An 18,757-nucleotide genomic window follows, 5' to 3' on the forward strand; every position below is an offset into this window, starting at 1 on the left:
AATTAAATGAAAAAGAATATCATTTACACGGCTGTTGCCTTGATTGTAGGTTTGTTAGTAGGATTTTTACTCTTCGGTGGAGATTCTGGAAACACGACGGCAAATTCAGACAATCATGAGCATTCAGAAGCAGTTGCTCAAATGTGGACCTGTTCCATGCACCCACAAATTATGCAGCCCGAACCAGGAGATTGCCCACTCTGCGGGATGGATTTAATTCCAGCAGATGCAGGTGGCGAAGGCCTCGCGTTGAACGAAATAAAAATGACAACCAACGCCATGGCTTTGGCAAATATCCATACGATGGTGGTGGGGAATGCCTCTGAAACAGAAGGAAACTCTTTGATGCTATCTGGCAAGATTATGCCCAATGAAGAAGCCAATGCGGTGCAAGCCAGTTATTTTGAAGGGCGAATAGAGAAATTAAACGTCAATTTTACGGGTGAAAACGTTCGTAAAGGACAATTGTTGGCTACTATTTACGCTCCAGCGCTTGTGGCGGCACAACAGGAATTGTTGACCGCAGCTTCAATGAAAGCATCACAACCTGCACTGTACAATGCTGTTCGAAATAAATTAAAACTCTGGAAACTGTCCGAAGATCAGATTAGCCAAATTGAGACTTCAGGAAAAGTTAGAGAGAACTTCCCGATTTATGCGACGGTTTCGGGTACGGTTTCAGAGAAAATGACTGAAGAGGGCGACTATGTTAAACAAGGACAACCGATAGTAAAAGTCAGTAATTTAGGAACGGTCTGGGCGATGTTTGACGCTTATGAAAATCAGATTTCGCAGTTAAAGGTCGGCCAAAAAATAACAGTGACTTCCAATGCATACCCAAATAAGGAATTTGAAGCCACGATATCGTTTATCGACCCAAGTTTAAATACCCTATCCCGAACCGTTTCAGTTAGAGCAACTTTAAATAATAAAGAGGCTATTTTAAAACCAGGAATGTTCGTCACCTCAAAAGTTCAGGTAGCAAAAAGCGGAGAAAAACAAGCGTTGATCAGTGTCCCTGCATCTGCGGTCCTTTGGACGGGAAATAGATCTTTGGTATATGTGAAAACCAGTCCAGATGAACCTATTTTCGAAATGCGTGAGGTTACGTTAGGGTCTAAAAATGGCGAAAATTATACAATTGCTGAAGGTTTGTCCAATGGCGAAGAAGTCGTGGTGAATGGTACGTTTACAGTTGACGCGGCAGCACAGCTTCAAGGTAAAAGAAGTATGATGAACCCCGTTGGACAGCCGGAGATGGATCCTACAGGTCATCTTGCTGGCATTGATAGGGTGGAAGTGCCATCAAAGTTCCAAGATCAGCTAAAAGCAGTGTTTGATGATTATCTGACCATGAAAAAGGCTCTGGTTAACGACAATGCAGAGACTCCAAAAAAAGCGGCTGGCGACTTACTTAAAAGCCTTCAAAAAGTGGATATGAAATTGGTAAAAGAAGAGCCAGGGCATAGCCACTGGATGTTATTGGATAAAGAACTGCAAGAATCTGCACTCGCCATTTCAAAAACTTCGGATATTGATGAACAAAGAGATCATTTCATCCATCTTTCGGCTCACTTAATAAATGCCGTAAAAACTTTTGGCATCAATCAAAAAGTATATGTGGATTATTGCCCCATGGTGAAGGGAGATCTTGGTGCATTTTGGATGAGCACAGAGGAAGAAATCCTGAATCCGTATTTTGGAGCGAGCATGTTGCGTTGTGGAGAGATCACGGATGAAATAAACTAACTTAAGGGGGCTCTATAAATGAAAATTGTGGTTTTGACTTAATTTAAGATTTCTTTTCCTTAACTATAATAATGCTTTGAGAGACTTCTTTTCGTTAATTTAGAGTTATGGATTAATTCCTAAGTATTGATATGGGACTTGAATAAGTAAATGAGAAACGAAAAAACCGCCATACGAACTGTTTACTTCAGTATCATCGGGAACACCTGTTTGGCTATCATAAAAGGCTTGGCTGGGTTTTTCGGAAACTCCCATGCGCTCATTGCCGATGCGATAGAATCTACCACTGATATTTTTGCTTCATTTTTGGTGTTGTTGGGATTTAAATACGCCAAACGACCGGCAGATAAAAATCATCCCTATGGCCACGGAAAAATCGAACCATTGATCACATTTGCAGTGGTTGCATTTCTGGTGATTTCTGCTACAATTATTGCTTATACGAGTATTCAAAACATTCAAACGCCTCATGAAACTCCAAAAGGATGGACCTTAATTGTGTTAGCTTTGATTATTATTTGGAAAGAAACCTCCTTTCAAATTGTGGTCAGGAAAAGCAAGCAAACCAATAGCTCGTCGCTAAAAGCAGATGCTTGGCACCATCGGAGTGATGCTATTACTTCTGTAATGGCGTTTATCGGTATTTCAATTGCCATTATCTTCGGAGAAGGTTATGAAAATGCGGATGATTGGGCAGCTTTATTCGCGTCTGGATTTATTTTGTACAATAGCTACTTAATTTTCAGGCCGGCTTTGGGTGAAATCATGGACGAACAACTTTATGACGATCTCATAGTGGAAATCAGAGCACGATCAATTGAAGTTCCAGGAGTTCTGGGGACTGAGAAATGTATGGTCCGAAAATCCGGAATGAAATTTCACGTCGATTTACATGCCATTGTGGATGGAGAGATTACGGTAAAATTGGGTCATGAAATATCGCATGAGCTCAAAGATTATTTACAAGAGAAAATTCCAAATTTGGCTGAAGTACTCATTCATATTGAACCTAATCATTATTTTTGACAATACTTACTCATGCGATTTGAGGCTCAGCATTGAAAAGAGCTTTAACTTCTAATTGGAAATCATTTCATTGATCTCAAATAAATTTGAAAGCCAGCCTGAATGAACCGTGAGGTATGCTAAGTCCATATAGATTATCTTCTAAAAATTTTGACACGAATTTTCACAAATTCTTTCCTGATAAGTTGTGCGAAAAAACTTTACTTTCTATTTCACGAATGCAACAGACTTTTAGTCTGTTTTAAAAATCTCTAAAAAAGATATTTAAGGCTTAATATGTGGCTTTTATCTATCGTGATTTAGTGGTTAAATATTGAAGAGGGAATAAAAGTCCTTTTCAAGATATTTATCGCTAAATCAGATGTACATCCTTAATTCCATGGATAGGATTACTACCTTTGACATTTAAAAATAACATCTCAAATGAGTTTAAAATTATTGGTATTCTGCATTGGTTTTCTATTTTCCCTGAGTGCGTTTTCGCAAAACGATACTTTAGTATTGACTAATGGAGATCGGATTGTGGGAGAGTTGAAAAAAATGGATCGCGGCGTTTTAATTATAAAAACCCCTTACAGTAGCAGCGATTTAAAAGTTAAATGGAAAAAAGTCAGAGCGATAACAAGTATCGAAAATTTTTTGGTAACCACGACTGATGGCCAACGTTATAAGGTTACAGGTTTTGATACTGACCCTGCGAATTCTACACTTGTTCTAAATGGTGATGTTATTGGTATCAATGATATCGTTTTCATCAAACCTGTTAAAGATGATTTTGTGTCGCGTTTAAATGCGACAATGGCATTTGGATTTAATTTATCAAAAGCCAGCAATTTAAGCCAACTGACTTTGGATGGCACTTTAGGCTACACATCAGATTACTACAGCATAGGATCAACCTTTAACGCCGTGAGAAGTAATCAAGATAACGTTGAGGAAATCCAACGTACTCATGGTGAACTGTCTTTTAATTATTTTTTAAAAAACGATAACTTTTTAATTTTTCAATCAGAATACTTGTCCAATAGCGAGCAGAAGTTAAAAATGAGATTAACCAATAAATTGGGTTTTGGAACATACTTTATCCATAGTAATCAAATGTTCCTTGCGGGTGCTTTGGGTATTGCTTATAGTGTTGAAGATTATACAGATACAGTAGATGATAACAGAAATAGTGGAGAAGCTTTTGCTGCTTTAGAAGTCAATTTATTTGATTTTAATGATTTGAGTTTAGTTTCAGGAGTCACGATATATCCCAGTTTAACGGAGAAAAAAAGGGTGAGAACCGATTTTAAAATAGATCTTAAATATGATTTACCACTGGATTTATTTGTGAAATTAGGTTTCAACTATAATTATGACAACAAACCCGTGGAGGGAGCGTCTTATGATGATTATGTTTTTCGAACCACTGTGGGTTGGGAACTTTAATGTGAAATCACTTTTATACCCTTCTCAGCGTCTGTAGTATTTGTATAAAAATTGGGGACATCCTTTCTTAAAAGCGCTTTCAGTAGGATTACATCCTCTCAAATTAGTATCTTCGCTTTCTTATTTTAATTAAATATGTTCAATTATGAGATACTTTAAAAGCAGCATCTTGGGGCTGTTTGCTTTCCTTCTTCCACTTTCAATCCTCGCGCAAGAAGCAAATTATGGCAATCAACATTTATTTGACGATTTTACTTATCGTCAAGGTAATGTCTATCGAACGGCGTCAGGGAAACCCGGTCCGGAATATTGGCAAAACGCTGCCGACTATAATTTGGAAGTGACTTTAGACGAAAAAAATCACACGGTTTCAGGAGATGTCACCATTCATTACACCAATAACAGTCCAGAAACCTTGGATTTTATATGGATTTATTTGGAGCAAAATCGCTTTACCGAAAACTCGCGTGGCACATTAACGACGTCCGTCTTGGGAAGCCGTTACAGCGGTGATGTTGAAGGTGGTTTCGAATTGTCAAATATTTCGGCAAAAACAGAAACGGGAACCTCTTCAAAACATATCATTACCGATACCAGAATGCAGCTTTTCTTAGATAAACCATTAGCTGCCAAAGGTGGAAAAGCCACCATAAAAATGAATTTCAAATTCAAAGTTCCGGTGGAAGGCATGGACCGAATGGGACGATTGGAAACTGAAGCAGGAACGGTTTATGCTATTGCTCAATGGTATCCACGTGTGGCAGTATTTGATGATGTAGTGGGTTGGAATACAGAACCTTATTTGGGTGCCGGCGAATTCTATTGTGAATATGGAACTTTCGACGTAAAAATAACTGCGGCGGCAGATCAAACAGTGGTCTGTTCTGGAATTTTACAGAATCCGAAAGACGTACTTACCAAAACCCAACAAGATCGTTTTGCGGAAGCTGAAAAAAGTGATAAAACAGTTTATATCATCAAACCTGACGAGGTTGGAAAACCGGTATCACAAGTCAAAACGAATGGAACATTGACCTGGCATTTCAAAATGGAAAATACGCGTGATGTGGCTTGGGCTTCGTCAAAAGCATTTATTTGGGATGCCGCCCGTATGAATCTGGGTGAAGGAAAATCAGGAGTGGCACAATCCGTATATCCTAAGGAAAGTGACGGCAATGGTGCTTGGTCACGTTCTACTGAATATAGCAAAGCATCCGTGGAATTTTATTCAAACACCTATTATCCTTATCCTTATCACAATGCGATAAATGTTGCAGCCAATGTTGGTGGAATGGAATATCCGGGCGTTAGTTTTTGCCATTTTCAAAGCAAGGGTGAAGATTTATGGGGCGTTACCGATCACGAATTTGGTCATAACTGGTTTCCAATGATTGTTGGATCAAACGAGCGCCGTTACCCATGGATGGACGAAGGTTTTAACACCTTCATCAACCATTACAGTACGGTGGCTTTCAACAATGGTGAATATCCATCTTACACGGATAAACCCCGTACTTTGGTGAGATACCTCACGTTTGAAAATCGTGAAGGTATTGATACGTCTCCAGAGGTGGCCAATGCAAGAAATTTGGGTTACACGGCTTATTACAAGCCTGCAGCGGGTCTTTTTATGCTTCGCGAATATATATTGGGTCCTGAGCGTTTTGATAATGCTTTTAAGAGTTACATCCGTCACTGGGCATATAAACATCCACAACCAAATGATTTTTTCAATCATATGGAGAATGTCGCAGGCGAAGATCTGTCCTATTTTTGGAAGGGCTGGTTTTATGGTAATGGTAATATCGATATGGGTATTACGTCCGTGGAACCTTACCAAGGCAATTATCTGATCACAGTTGAAAACAATGGACAAATCCCAATGCCTGTTGAACTTCAGGTGATTTATACGGATGATACCACTGAAAATGTAAGACTTCCTGTAGAAATTTGGCAGCGTGGCAATAGCTGGAGCCATCTATTGAAAACAACAAAAGAAGTACAACGTGTTGTTCTGGATCCGAACAAGATGTTGGCAGATGTCAATATACTAAATGATACGTGGAATAAACTCTAACCATATAATTAAAGCCTCTAAATTTTCAATAACTTAGAGGCTTTTTCTTTTTAAGCTGATCTATTTTGGAAGACTTGGTAAAAGGGAATATCTTTCAGATTCTAAACAATTTCTAATGGAAATTGAGATTAAAAAATTGGAACATTAGAAAAAATATATATCATAGACATGAGCAATACAAATAACAGAAGGAATTTTTTAAAACTAAGTGGTCTTGCAGGACTTGGTATTGCCACTGGTGGATTGGTAAGTTGTGGTACGACTTCAGGAATTGCGGCGCCACCTAATTATGGCGCCTCCCGATTTAATATGTCAGGATATGCTGCGCCAAAAATAGATACGGTTAAAATTGGTTTTATTGGTTTGGGCATGCGCGGTCCAGGGGCTGTAAAACGAATGAGTTATATAGAAGGTGTCGAAATTAAAGCATTATGTGATTTAAGACCGAAGCAAGCCGAAAGTGCCAAAAAATTATTGGATGGCACGTCGCACAATCCAAAACTATATAGTGGCAGTGAAGACGCTTGGAAAGACATGATCGATACTGAAGACTTAGACCTGATCTATATTGCAACGCCATGGGCATTACATGTACCAATGGCCGTTTATGCCATGAACGCCGGAAGACATGTTGCCATTGAGGTGCCCGCAGCCAAAACTATTGACGAATGCTGGGAGTTGGTAGAGACCTCAGAAAAGACCAAAATGCATTGCATGATGCTCGAAAATTGTTGTTATGACTTTTTTGAATTGCTCACCCTGAATATGGCACGACAAGGTTATTTTGGCGAGATCATCCACGGTGAAGGAGCTTATATCCATGATCTTGTCGATTTAAATTTTAACAAGAATGCCTATCAGGACATGTGGCGACTTAAGGAAAATATTGGTCGCGATGGAAATCTCTATGCGACTCATGGTTTAGGTCCAATCTGTCAGATCATGAATGTGAACCGAGGGGATCAGATGGATTACTTAACATCGCTTTCAAGTGCGGATTTCTCCATGAATCCAATGGCTAAAAGTTTGGCGGCAAAAGATGAATTCTTCGAACCCTATGTGGACGCCGATTTTAGAGGAAATATGAACACGACCATGATCAAAACCAAAAACGGACGAAGCATCATGATTCAACACGACGTCAGTTCGCCAAGGCCCTATTCTCGTATCCACTTGGTAAGTGGCACCGAGGCTATTGCCAGAAAATGGCCAACGGCTAAAATTGGGAAAGGACATTCGTGGTTAAATGATGAAGAATTTAAAGCTGTAGAAGAAAAATATACCCCAGAAATTGTTCAAAAAGTAGGTGAATTGGCCAAACAAGTGGGCGGTCACGGCGGTATGGATTTCATGATGGATTGGCGATTGATCGACTGTCTGCGTAACGGACTTCCGTTAGATCAAGATGTTTATGATGCCGCTTTATGGAGCGCCATTACACCTCTAAGTGAATATTCAGTCGCAAACCGTGCGGCTTCTGTAGATGTGCCTGATTTTACGCGTGGACATTGGAAATCCAATAAGCCTGTAGATGTGAGTTTGGCTGGTGGCGGTACAACGAATGTGCTTTATGGTAAATAAGATTTAGTAATTAAGAATTTTAAATCCAGTACTCGTTTGGTGTTGGATTTTGGAATAGATAAAGTAAATCCTTCCCAATTCATTTGAAATGGGAAGGATTTCTGATTTTAAAGCATGGTGAGTTATTTTAAAAACACTATAAATGTTCTTCTGTTTAAGAATGTCAAGTTTTACGAGGTAGACAACTGTGTAAAAACATGTATAAAATCCCCTAATACGTGTAATTCTTACACACTTTATATCCCGATAAATACAATAATAGCCCTAAAACCGATGAATTTTGTGATGGCATAGGTGTTGCTAATAGTATGATGAACATGAATCATAAAACAAACAATTATTCGGGATTATCATCTATGAACACAAAAATGACAAATTCAAATCAAACGCAAATCTCAAAAGAGACCAATGTATCTATCGGAACTTCGAAGAAAGGTTCGTTTTTTAATAGTTTATCTCCAGTAAAATCGATCAATCCATGGGGAGTGGTGGTGTTGGTCAGTACTTTTATACTGATGATTGGTTCTGGGTTTTTAGTATTTGATCTTCAAAACGATTTTCAGCAGTTTAGAGAGGATCGTATCAATTCTACTTTTGGACTTATATTTTTAGTTGTGGCTACCGGCCTATTTGTTTTTAAAGCAGGCTTTTTTATCTACAACTTATTTCTTTATTTCAGATATAAAGCTGTTAAGTCAGTGTCGAATGAAGAATTGCCAACCTGTACCGTAATTGTACCAGCCTATAACGAAGGCAAACAGGTTTGGGATACCTTAATGAGTTTGGCGGATAGTGATTATCCAGAAGGTAAATTGGAATTACTGGCGATTGATGATGGCAGTAAGGACGATACCTGGTACTGGATGCAACAGGCAAAAAAGAAATTAGGAGACCGAGTGTCTATTTTTCAACAACCTAAAAATAAGGGAAAACGTCATGCACTCTACCGTGGATTTAACTTAGGTAAAGGTGAGGTTTTTGTAACTGTAGATAGTGATTCAGTTGTTAAACCGGACACCTTGAGAAATTTGGTGAGCCCGTTTGTGGTCAATGAAAATTGTGGCGCAGTAGCTGGTAATATCCGTGTGCTGAATAACGAAAGAGCATTATTACCTAAAATGTTGAACGTGAGTTTTGTATTGAGTTTTGAATTCGTACGTTCGGCAGAAAGTAGTCTCAACTCTGTACTTTGTACACCAGGGGCGTTGGCGGCATACCGTAGATCGGCAGTTTTTGCTTGTCTTGAAGATTGGATCAACCAAACCTTTATGGGACAACCTTCAGATATTGGGGAAGATCGTGCCATGACCAATATGATTTTAAAACAAGGTAAGCACGTGCTTTTTCAAAAAAACGCTTATTGTTATACCAATGTGCCTGAGCAATATAAAGGCTTGTACAAGATGTTTATTAGATGGGGGAGAAGTAATGTGCGTGAGAATATACAAATGTCAAAATATGTATTCACGAACTTTAGAGAAGGCTCTAAATTGGGGACCCGACTATTGTTTATTAGTCAATCTTCAAAAATAATAATGAGCTATCCGTTCTTAGTGTTTATGTTGTTTTTCGTCATCATGCACCCCGTGCTTTTTATAAGCTCTACATTTTTCAGTATCTTAATTCTATCAAGTTTTCCGGTGTTGTTTTACGCAAAAAATTATAAACTATCAGAATCCTTTTGGGCCTATTCGTATAGTGTGCTTTATACTTTTGGTTTGTTCTGGATAACGCCTTACGCTATTGCAACGGCAAGTAGAAGAGGATGGTTGACACGTGAATTGCCAGAAAAATAAATAAAACAACTTTTCTTCGGAAGTGTAGTAAATATGTTAAGGGATTGCGGCTTATAAATAAGTCGTGATCCTTTTTCATTTTAGGATATCTGATGACTGATACTTGGACAACAGACAACGGATAACGAGGAAAGAAGTGCGTACTGAATCCTGAATATTGATCACTCAAAACATCAACTGAAAACTGCGACTGAGTACTGCGACTGAAAACTGAAAACCAAACCCTATTCCCTCAACATCTCCACCGTAGCCACCGTTCTAAATCCAGAATGGTCAGATCCAGAATCCCAACTGGTACCCATTCGTGCTGAAATCCTGAAACTCGCACAATACGAGGCATGACATAAAAAGGAACCGCCCTTAATGACATGCTCTTTTGCATAGGGATTAGCGGGATTGTAAGTCTGATCTGCGCCTTTAGGATTGATCAAAGGTTTTGAAGTGTCCAATTGTTTATAAGATTCCACATTGAACCAATCGCTGGTCAATTCCCATACATTACCAAGCATATCATAGACGCCAATACTATTGGGAGGATAGGATTTAACTGGAGCGATCAGTGCAAATCCGTCCGTGCTTTCGTTTTTTACAGGAAACGTGCCTTGCCATGTGTTTGCCGATGCATTCAATTGTGCAGGATCATTGCCCCATGTATATATGCCTTTTGTATCCTTGCCTTGGGCTGCAGATTCCCATTCCGCCTCGGTAGGTAAGCGTCTATTGGCCCATTTGCAATAGGCAATGGCATCTTCGTAAGCAATATGTACTACAGGATAATCATCTTTGCCATCAATAGAACTATTTGGGCCTTCGGGATGTTTCCAATTGGCGCCAATTTTCCAAGTCCACCATTGTGTGTAGTTGTTCATATTGGCCACCATATTCAAGTTTTTGTTAAAGATCAAACTACCAGGTTGTAGAACACTGTCTGCTGGTTTAGGCGTGCCTTCTGGTAACTCTTTTTTCATCTCTTCCCAATCAATTGGACGTTCTGCCACGGTCATATAATCAGTGGCATCCACAAAAGCGCTGAATTGTTTATTCGTCACCTCTGTGACATCAATGAAAAATCCATCTACGGTAACTTCATGGGCAGGCTGCTCTCTTGGCATGGCAAATTCATCGCCCTGTTTGGCTCCTTGCACAAAGGTTTTCCCTGCTACCCAAACCATACCTTCTGGAGTGGCCATGTCTTGTGGTTGTTCTTTCAGTAAGTCATGTTTTGGAATTTCCACAATAGCTGCTTTTTTTTCGGCGGAAGGATTCTTGCAGCTCATAAAAGCGACTATAGAAAAGACAAAAAACAGCGAGTTTTTATATGTGTGATTTGGCATGAAACGAGGTTTTAGCAAGGGATTGCATTTGGTTAGAAATTCCCAAATGTAAATTTACTCAAATAATTTAATTAGTGCCGAGAATTGAAGTGCTTCTTCTTGCGTAGTAGAGCCTGGCGATTGATTAGAAAGATAGTGCTGTTGTGGTAATTAAAATTAGATATAATCAAAATAGGAGCAACGGTATATGGTATTCTAATTTATAAAACAAACGTCTCAAATAGAAGATCCAATTCCTTCTGTGGATCTGTGCACAATCCAGAATGTGTTTTGGAACTTTGGATGATGGTGCTTCTTGAAGCCGCCAACCATCTAAATCGGTCCGATACTTCAAATTCTCCAATGCAGCCTCCTTTCGGACGCCCTTTGCAAACCTCTTCCCATGCTTTTAAGTGATCGTTCAACATCGTGATGTCCAAATCTTCTGAAAAAGCTTCCAGTTTCTTTTTGTCGATTTTATATTTGACCCCAAGAAAGTTTTTTCGTTTTGAAAAAAGAAGCACGCCAACATTAAAGAATTCTTTCCGCTCAACTTTCGGAACGATCCTGATAATGGCATATTCATAAGTCACTTTATCTTGCATTTTGAGCTTCTTTTGCTAATACATCAATCATTGAAAGTTTGGTGGTCAGATAAAGGATATAAGCAGCTCGCATCTCATCTGGGGTGAGCGTTTCGCCTTCATGGATCAACCAATCCTCTGGAATGCTTGCTATAATGTCGACAATTTTTTCAGGAAGAAGTGACAGTTCAATACTCTTTGCTGCTGCAGGTAATTGTGTGGCCTGCGCCAATAAAACGTGATCTTTAATGAGTGGAAAAGATCGGGTGAGATGGTTCTCCCAGGTTGGCCAATTGTGATGAAAGTAAAAACTCGCACCGTTATCAATAACCCATAGTTCTTTATTCCAAATCAACAGGTTTGGATTTTTTGGGGTCCGATCAATATTACTGATAATACTGTCCAATAGTACCAATTTTGAAGCAAGTACGCCATCTATTTGATTCACCAAGGGGTCAAAAGTGATGGCTCCCGATAAGAAGTGTAGCCCGAGATTGAGACCGACGCTAAACTTCAATAAATCCTGGATTTCTTCGTCAGGTTCAGTTTTGCTGAAGGAATCGTCAAGATTCATAAAAACCACTTCCGGAACTTTTAAGCCAATGGTCCTTGCTAATTCACCACCAATAAATTCGGCTATGAGTGCTTTTTTGCCCTGTCCGGCACCCCTGAATTTAAGCACATACATAAATCCATCGTCGGCTTTTACAATTGCAGGAAGTGAGCCGCCTTCGCGTAGAGGGCTAACATATTGCACCACATCAACGGTGCGAATATCGAGTGTATTCATAGAAACGAAGGTAGTGAAAAAGTAAATTGCTCAGGCATCAAAAAAATACATTATTAAGATCAGACATGATTTTTCAGTCACCCGAGCAATTTGATTGTTTTTATTTAGCAACAGCCCGTATCTGGTGAGCAAGTAAGACCCTCAGATATCTCAGATAGTTTTATTTTAGGCTTTTCTGACACTGTGCCTTCTTTTTCGGCGTACACAGTAATGCTGAAAATTCCTGTGGCGTCTTTGTTAAACGCATTTATTTCATCTGCTGAGAGATATTTCGAAAGTATATCATCAGGAATGGTAATTGGTTTTTCTTTTTGAATGGTAACGTTTTGAAATCCTCTGTCGGTGATCAATTGCAGGTATTCTGATTTTTGAATGGCACCCGCAACACATCCTGCATACATTTCCGCATCTTCTTTTAAAGCATCAGGGAGATTCCCTACCAAAACAATATCTGAAATACTAAAGTGGCCGCCCGGTTTGAGTACTCTATGGATTTCTCCAATTACCTTTTGTTTATTTGGCACAAGATTCAGTACACAATTACTGACAATCACATCGGCCACATTATCGCTGATGGGCATGGCATCAATGTCGCCTTCTCTGAATTCCACATTATTATAGCCCAATTTTTCGGCATTGGTACGCGCTTTTTCTATCATGATAGGGGTGAAATCGATACCAATAACTTTTCCTTCTGAGCCAGTTTCATGTCGTGCCACAAAGCAGTCGTTTCCAGCGCCCGATCCTAAATCGATCACTGTATCGCCTGTTTTGATTTTTGCGAATTGTGTTGGAAGTCCACATCCTAAACCTAAATCGGCAGCTTCATTGTAGCCATCAGTCTCAGAATAGTCATCCATCATAATATTGTAAATCTTGTTTGAAGGCGTCGTGGCACCACAGCAGGAAGCTGCGTTTTCTGCTTTTCCTTGTTCGGCAATTCGCGTATAACGTTCTTTGACGATGTCTTTTAATTCTTGTTCTTTTTTCATGTTAATGAATGTTTTAAAATGATTAGATAATCAGTGATTTTAGCAGCAATCGTTCTTAATGGAAACATCTTGATTTAAGAAATTCGATAGAATCTGTTTCATTTTTGTCCAATTTTCTGGATTTATACAATAGCAAACTCGAGTGCCTTCAACACTTCCCTGAATTAGACCCAAGTTTTTCAACTCTTTAAGATGTTGTGAAATAGTTGGTTGTGCAAGACCAATTTCATTGACCAGATCACCGCAAACGCAGGTGTCGATCTTGAAAAGATGTTGTAGGATGGCTACGCGTGCAGGATGACCAAATGCTTTGGCGAACACTGCAATTTCGTTTTGCTGGTCCGTAAATATTTCAGTTTTGGATATGCCCATAATTCAATAAATTACTTCATTGCAATATTACGATGAATGACTTTCTTATCAAAGATATTTTTTATTTATTTTTTGAAAGTTGTGCAGAAATTGCCCCCTGAAAAATATAACTCCTGATTGAATTAAATGAGATAAAAATTAAGGCTTTTTACTGTAGAATTTGAGTACAGCCCGCTTGCGCATTTTATTGGAATAGGCCCGGAGTCGTTTTTGTCTTCGTTTTACTTTAATGAATTTCAGTCTCATATCGTCATAATAGAGGCTTAATATCAAAATGACTACACCAAGAATCAGGGTGTTCAATTTCAATTCTAAGGTTGAATAAAAAAACCCTGCGGATAGTCCCCCTAAGAAGAAGAAGGCAATGATATACAATCGGAGTTTTATGGTCGATTTTATTTCTTTCCTGTTAGGGTGTGTTTTTGGAAAAAACAATTGTGAAAGCTCAATACCTAAATCTGTAAACAACCCTGTAAGATGCGTCGTTCTCACTACGGCATTTGAAAGTTTGGTGACGAAGGAGTTCTGCAGTCCCATGGCGAAAAGCAACAAACACACCATAAGCTCAGGATAATTAAATTGTGGAATATTGCTCATAATGGCAACTCCAGATAAAATCACACATTCAATGAGCGTTGGGATAACGAAAACATTGAGTTTTTTGTTTTCTTTAAAAGTTTCAATCAGTATGTTTGATGAAAATGAGCCAAAGAGAAATGAGAAAATATAAAGAAAATAAATTGTCCCCTTCCAAAATTTAAAATCTGCCACATCTCTTATAAATAGCGCAAAATGGCCAGTCACGTTTGTGGTCAATTCGTTGAATGCCAAAATACCTGAAACGTTCACAATTCCGGCAACAAAAGATAGGACGATGGCAATCCGAAGATTGTGCTGTACTGTTCTTTTTTTTCCTTGATGTTTAAACATTTAGATTTCTATGGTTAGGTGATAACTTACGATTTTATATTGACACAAGATTATTTTAAGACCGAGTTTTTCATATCGAATACCAATCCAATATAGGTATTGTTGTTAAACTCGAATTCATCTATTTTTTCCCATCCCAGCTTTTTAGTGTGTGCCTTTTCGGAAATGATGTTGACCTTATTTATGAAGGTAATCGAAACTGGATATTTCTTAAAGAATTCAATTCTCATTTCTTCAAAAAGTTGGTTTAAAACTCCTTTCCCTCTATAGTTTTCATCAATACAAACGGGGCCATATTGAAAACTGTTTTCAGTGGTAATGGGAGTTCCATGAAAAGACAATTTCGGAAATCGGGAGACCATAAAATTGAAGATTTCCCATTGTTCAAAATACGTCCAACTTCCCGCAAAGGCGTAGGCGACAATACCCTCGTTTTCATTCTCTGCGATAAATACACCATTTTGTTGAAGGATGTCTTCAATTTGAGAACTTGTAAAAGGCGTCGTCACAAAACCTTTTTGCCGTTCAACAGCATTGAGATTTCTGTACAAATATTTTTCCTGAAGTGATAGAATACCGGGAATGTCATCCGTATGTCCTATACGTGTTTTTATCATTTGAAATGAGTTTTAAAATGCCAACATTTCGGATAAGATCAGCAATGCCGTTGGGGCAGCTAATTTAACAAATTAATGCGGATCGTTAAGCTCAGGTGTTGACTTTTTAGAGTAGGCAGTTAGCTTACACAAATGGCTGAGGTTTAGAGATGTGATTAGACCTGTTTTCCGTGGAGGTTTTAAACACTCTTAGTTTCTGGCTTTATTTGAAGGTGGTCCATACGCTTGCCCACCAATATTTTTCCTCCAACGGATTTAAAGCCCAATTTTAAATATAATTTTTTGGCCTTCGGATTTTCCTCATCTACCAAGAGCCCAATAGTTTGTCTTTTTTGGGTGACATAGTAATTGATTAAGAACTTGAGCATTGTTGCACCTATCCCTTTGCCCTGTTGGTTAGGGTTCACACCTAACGAATCGATATAATACTCACCTGATTGTGTTTCATCTTCTGGATTGAAGTCTGTCTTAAATTGTGATTTTATATACTGACTGATCGGGAGTCGCAATTGATTTAACTGCGATCCGTCGTAGATGTTGACAGCAGCAATAATTTGATCATTATCTTCTGCCACAAAACAGTTTTGATACGAATATTGATTCTGCTCTTGATGTATGAAATGGATTAAAAAATCTCTCGCTTTATTTGGGTCCTTTTGACCAATAAATTCACATACAATGTCTTCCATGGCCAATAGTAAATGAGTGGCGATGGCTGCTGAATCTTCTCTGTTTGCTTTTCTTATCTTTATTGAGGTCATAGTGTTTTACTGAGTCTTTATTGGGTATGAGATTGGTTTTTTTACACTATTTTCTATCTCATATAATAGATGTAAACTGCAAATTTAAAAATTTGAGACATATCTGATTCGTTGATTTTAGTGTAGGTCTTTAAATAGTCAGAGGTCATTTTGTCAATGTCAAAATCGGATAAATCGGCATAATTGAAGTCAGACTTGTTGTAATATTTAGATTTTGTTGATTGTGAAATCTCTCTGCACAAATCATTCTTTAAATTTCTGATATAGGCAACGCGCTCTTGATCATAAGGTCCAAGATTGTAATATTTTAATCTCCGTTTTATCTTCTTTTCGATTTTTTTAAAATCTGAAGAATCACGTTCGTAGACTACATCGCTAAAACAAATATAGTCATAGGTTTTATCTGGTTTTTGTCCCATTACTACTTTCTGGTTTATGCGTTTTTTTACATTTTTTTCTCAGTATAAATTATACCAATTTAATTTCTTAATGTCGTGTTCATTTCTATGAGATTTAATGCGATATTTAAAATCATAGTCGGTATTAATCAGAAGATCATTGAAAGCCATCCTAACAATATGAAATCCGTTTTCGATATTATCAAAAACGGATTTCTCATGCATGATTTGATTAGTCTGTGCCTGAGCTTATGAGGGGTCAACATTGATTTCCTCAGAAGTACCTTTGTTTTTTAAAGCGTTCTTTTCACAAGTTTTACAAAGTTCAGAAATGCCTTTCTGCTCCCATGATTCCTTTACAGTTCCGTTGGAGATGCCTTCTCTGCCTCTAATGTGTTGACAGTCTTCGAAAATGTGGTATTTGTTTCCGGCGGTGGTCCAATAGACATTATCGTTGTCAAAATTTAATTCTTTTAGAGTGGTCGTTTGTTCGTTGATTTCCTTGGTGTATTGTTCAACCGAAGGCGGATTGAAATCGACCCCAGAAATACCGGCAATCAACATAGCGACGACTGCTATACTACCGGCAATTCCTTTAGTTTTTCCGTCAAGATCTTTGTTCATGAAAATAAGGATGACTAAAGGCAAAAATGCCAATACGCCCATGATGGCGCCCAACTGATTTTGAACAAAGAATCTTGTCTTGTCCTTTTCAGAGGCAGGATCTAACCGATTTGCTTTTTTCCAAAGCATGGACCCGGTGATGGATAGGGCTAAAATGGCCACAATAACAACGATCAACCACACTAGGGTTTCGTTATTGATTAATTTAAAAATGGCAAAGATCTGACCTGCAATAGCAATGATCCAGGCCAACATTGCGAAAAGTCGCAACTGTTTTGCTTTCCCTTTGCTTTCAGGACTTGCTTCAAATACTTTTTGATCTGGCATAATTCTGGTTTTAATAGTTAGGTTTTTTCTCAATGTAATATGCTTGTTCAGATACTATAAGTAGCAACTGGTCAGCACGTTTCACTAATTATCTCAATCGGCAAATATAGAACAAGTTTGACTCTTTTGAAATACCGACTCTTCATTTAATATAAAAGACTTCGAGTGCTTAGGGTTTGGTTGTGTCTAAGACCAATTACCGCTTTTGCTTGAACGATCTTTTTAAACGAATTGAGGCCTCATTTTTTTAAACCTTGATAAAATCTTATATTCGAAACAGGCACTATTTTTTACAACAGAAATAATAGACTTTCGGATGTAAATACACTGCTAATTTGATTAGAAGTATTAATTTCACCTGTCAAAGAAGAAAAGTTTTATGAAAATTCAGAAAGACAAACCTTGGATTGTAATTTATTCGGTAATGGCAATAGTATTAATTGCTGTTCATTATTTATTGGAACTGAATATTTTTGATCCTTGGGAAGAATATATTCCTGTATTCAAAAAGTTGAGCATCAGCCTGTTTTTAATTTCTTTAATCCTTCTAATTAGTAAAATTATTTCGAGGATAGTCGATAGCCAAAACTATCTTGAAGGCGATCGCTATAATCTATTGCGAATTATAAGATTTCTTACAATTGTATTGAACCTTATTGTTGTCGTCGCTTTTTTGTTTCAAAATATCTACGCGGCAGCGGTCAGTTTTGGTTTAATTTCTCTGGTTTTAGGATTCGCGTTACAAGCGCCTATTGCATCATTTATAGCTTGGGTCTATTTGATTTTCCGACGCTCTTACTTGGTAGGCGATCGTATTCAGATCAACGGACTTCGTGGTGATGTCATAGAAATAAGTTATTTGGACACTATAATTTTGGAGTGTAGTGGCGATTATTTAGGCAATGATAGATCAAGTGGACGGGTGATCCGGTTTCCTAACAGCTTGATTTTAAGAGAGGAAATTATTAATTATTCTGGTCCCCAACTTCCATTTATATGGAATGAAACAGCCATTCAAGTAGCCTATACCAGCAACTTACAGTTTGTGGAAGACTGTTTGTTGAAAGCTGCCAGTGATGATTTTAAAGAGCGCTATCCTGAACGTTTAACCAGTAAGAATAAGCAATGGGAACCTGCCGTCTATTTCAGGATCAACACATTTGCCTGGATGGAAGCCGTCATTTCCTACCCTGTAGAACCACAAGATACTACTGGACGGCGCAATCGAATTTTAAGAGCAGCTTTGCCAATGTTGAATGCAGAACCAGATAAGGTGAGGTTTCCTGAAGGTGCCTTGCGCTAAAATTAGGTTGATTCCCACGAGTGGGTTTTAATACCCCGAGGTTCTTGATTTAGGAATACGCCATGGAATACTCCAAAGCAGGATAG

General features: G+C 38.3%; 17 protein-coding genes. 7 read left to right on the plus strand and 10 right to left on the minus strand.

Annotation, left to right across the window (positions count from 1 at the left end; genetic code table 11):
• Positions 1–6 precede the first annotated feature (6 nt).
• The 6 genes from J4051_RS08930 (at position 7) to J4051_RS08955 (ending at position 9,660) form a co-directional block, all read left to right on the plus strand.
• Positions 7–1,749, plus strand: a complete 1,743-nt coding sequence (locus J4051_RS08930) for an efflux RND transporter periplasmic adaptor subunit (protein ID WP_208233533.1) — start codon at positions 7–9, stop codon at positions 1,747–1,749.
• A gap of 150 nt (positions 1,750–1,899) precedes the next feature.
• A complete protein-coding gene (locus J4051_RS08935; protein WP_208233534.1) occupies positions 1,900–2,775 on the plus strand; it encodes a cation diffusion facilitator family transporter in 876 nt (291 codons plus the stop codon).
• Positions 2,776–3,198: 423 nt separating this feature from the next.
• Positions 3,199–4,206 carry a DUF481 domain-containing protein gene (locus J4051_RS08940; protein WP_208233535.1) on the plus strand — a complete coding sequence of 336 codons (1,008 nt, stop codon included), beginning with the start codon at positions 3,199–3,201 and terminating at the stop codon, positions 4,204–4,206.
• A 145-nt stretch (positions 4,207–4,351) separates the two neighbouring features.
• Complete coding sequence (locus tag J4051_RS08945) at positions 4,352–6,283, plus strand: M1 family metallopeptidase (protein WP_208233536.1); 1,932 nt, start codon at positions 4,352–4,354, stop codon at positions 6,281–6,283.
• Between the two features lie 168 nt (positions 6,284–6,451).
• The gene (locus J4051_RS08950; protein WP_208233537.1) at positions 6,452–7,864 is read left to right on the plus strand and encodes a Gfo/Idh/MocA family oxidoreductase; all 1,413 of its coding nucleotides are present in this window, start codon (positions 6,452–6,454) and stop codon (positions 7,862–7,864) included.
• A gap of 368 nt (positions 7,865–8,232) precedes the next feature.
• The gene (locus J4051_RS08955; protein ID WP_208233538.1) at positions 8,233–9,660 is read left to right on the plus strand and encodes a glycosyltransferase; all 1,428 of its coding nucleotides are present in this window, start codon (positions 8,233–8,235) and stop codon (positions 9,658–9,660) included.
• Positions 9,661–9,884: 224 nt separating this feature from the next.
• On the opposite strand, the gene J4051_RS08960 is transcribed toward J4051_RS08955, so the two are convergent.
• The 10 genes from J4051_RS08960 to J4051_RS09005 all read right to left on the minus strand — a co-directional run bounded on the left by J4051_RS08960 (position 9,885) and on the right by J4051_RS09005 (position 17,368).
• Positions 9,885–10,994: a formylglycine-generating enzyme family protein gene (locus tag J4051_RS08960; RefSeq protein ID WP_208233539.1), complete on the minus strand. Its 1,110-nt coding sequence runs from the start codon at positions 10,992–10,994 to the stop codon at positions 9,885–9,887.
• 200 nt (positions 10,995–11,194) lie between these two features.
• Positions 11,195–11,578 (minus strand): DUF3037 domain-containing protein, encoded by a 384-nt coding sequence (locus J4051_RS08965; protein WP_208233540.1) that lies wholly within the window; start codon positions 11,576–11,578, stop codon positions 11,195–11,197.
• Positions 11,568–12,347 carry a HipA family kinase gene (locus J4051_RS08970; RefSeq protein ID WP_208233541.1) on the minus strand — a complete coding sequence of 260 codons (780 nt, stop codon included), beginning with the start codon at positions 12,345–12,347 and terminating at the stop codon, positions 11,568–11,570. The genes J4051_RS08965 and J4051_RS08970 overlap by 11 nt, the downstream gene beginning before the upstream one ends.
• A 104-nt stretch (positions 12,348–12,451) precedes the next feature.
• On the minus strand, positions 12,452–13,339 hold the full coding sequence (locus J4051_RS08975; protein ID WP_208233542.1) for an arsenite methyltransferase: 888 nt from the start codon (positions 13,337–13,339) through the stop codon (positions 12,452–12,454).
• A 39-nt stretch (positions 13,340–13,378) separates the two neighbouring features.
• Positions 13,379–13,711: an ArsR/SmtB family transcription factor gene (locus tag J4051_RS08980; RefSeq protein WP_208233543.1), complete on the minus strand. Its 333-nt coding sequence runs from the start codon at positions 13,709–13,711 to the stop codon at positions 13,379–13,381.
• A gap of 138 nt (positions 13,712–13,849) precedes the next feature.
• Entirely contained in the window at positions 13,850–14,641 is a 792-nt protein-coding gene (locus tag J4051_RS08985) for a YoaK family protein (RefSeq protein WP_208233544.1), read from the minus strand.
• A gap of 50 nt (positions 14,642–14,691) precedes the next feature.
• Positions 14,692–15,258: a GNAT family N-acetyltransferase gene (locus J4051_RS08990; RefSeq protein WP_208233545.1), complete on the minus strand. Its 567-nt coding sequence runs from the start codon at positions 15,256–15,258 to the stop codon at positions 14,692–14,694.
• Between the two features lie 179 nt (positions 15,259–15,437).
• Positions 15,438–16,019, minus strand: a complete 582-nt coding sequence (locus J4051_RS08995) for a GNAT family N-acetyltransferase (protein WP_236027322.1) — start codon at positions 16,017–16,019, stop codon at positions 15,438–15,440.
• A gap of 53 nt (positions 16,020–16,072) precedes the next feature.
• The gene (locus tag J4051_RS09000) at positions 16,073–16,438 is read right to left on the minus strand and encodes a hypothetical protein (protein ID WP_208233546.1); all 366 of its coding nucleotides are present in this window, start codon (positions 16,436–16,438) and stop codon (positions 16,073–16,075) included.
• A 228-nt stretch (positions 16,439–16,666) separates the two neighbouring features.
• Complete coding sequence (locus J4051_RS09005; protein ID WP_208233547.1) at positions 16,667–17,368, minus strand: hypothetical protein; 702 nt, start codon at positions 17,366–17,368, stop codon at positions 16,667–16,669.
• Positions 17,369–17,747: 379 nt separating this feature from the next.
• Between J4051_RS09005 and J4051_RS09010 the strand changes: the two genes are divergently transcribed.
• The gene (locus J4051_RS09010; protein ID WP_208233548.1) at positions 17,748–18,671 is read left to right on the plus strand and encodes a mechanosensitive ion channel family protein; all 924 of its coding nucleotides are present in this window, start codon (positions 17,748–17,750) and stop codon (positions 18,669–18,671) included.
• Positions 18,672–18,757 lie beyond the last annotated feature (86 nt).

Source organism: Gelidibacter pelagius, from assembly GCF_017581925.1.
GTDB lineage: Bacteria > Bacteroidota > Bacteroidia > Flavobacteriales > Flavobacteriaceae > Gelidibacter > Gelidibacter pelagius.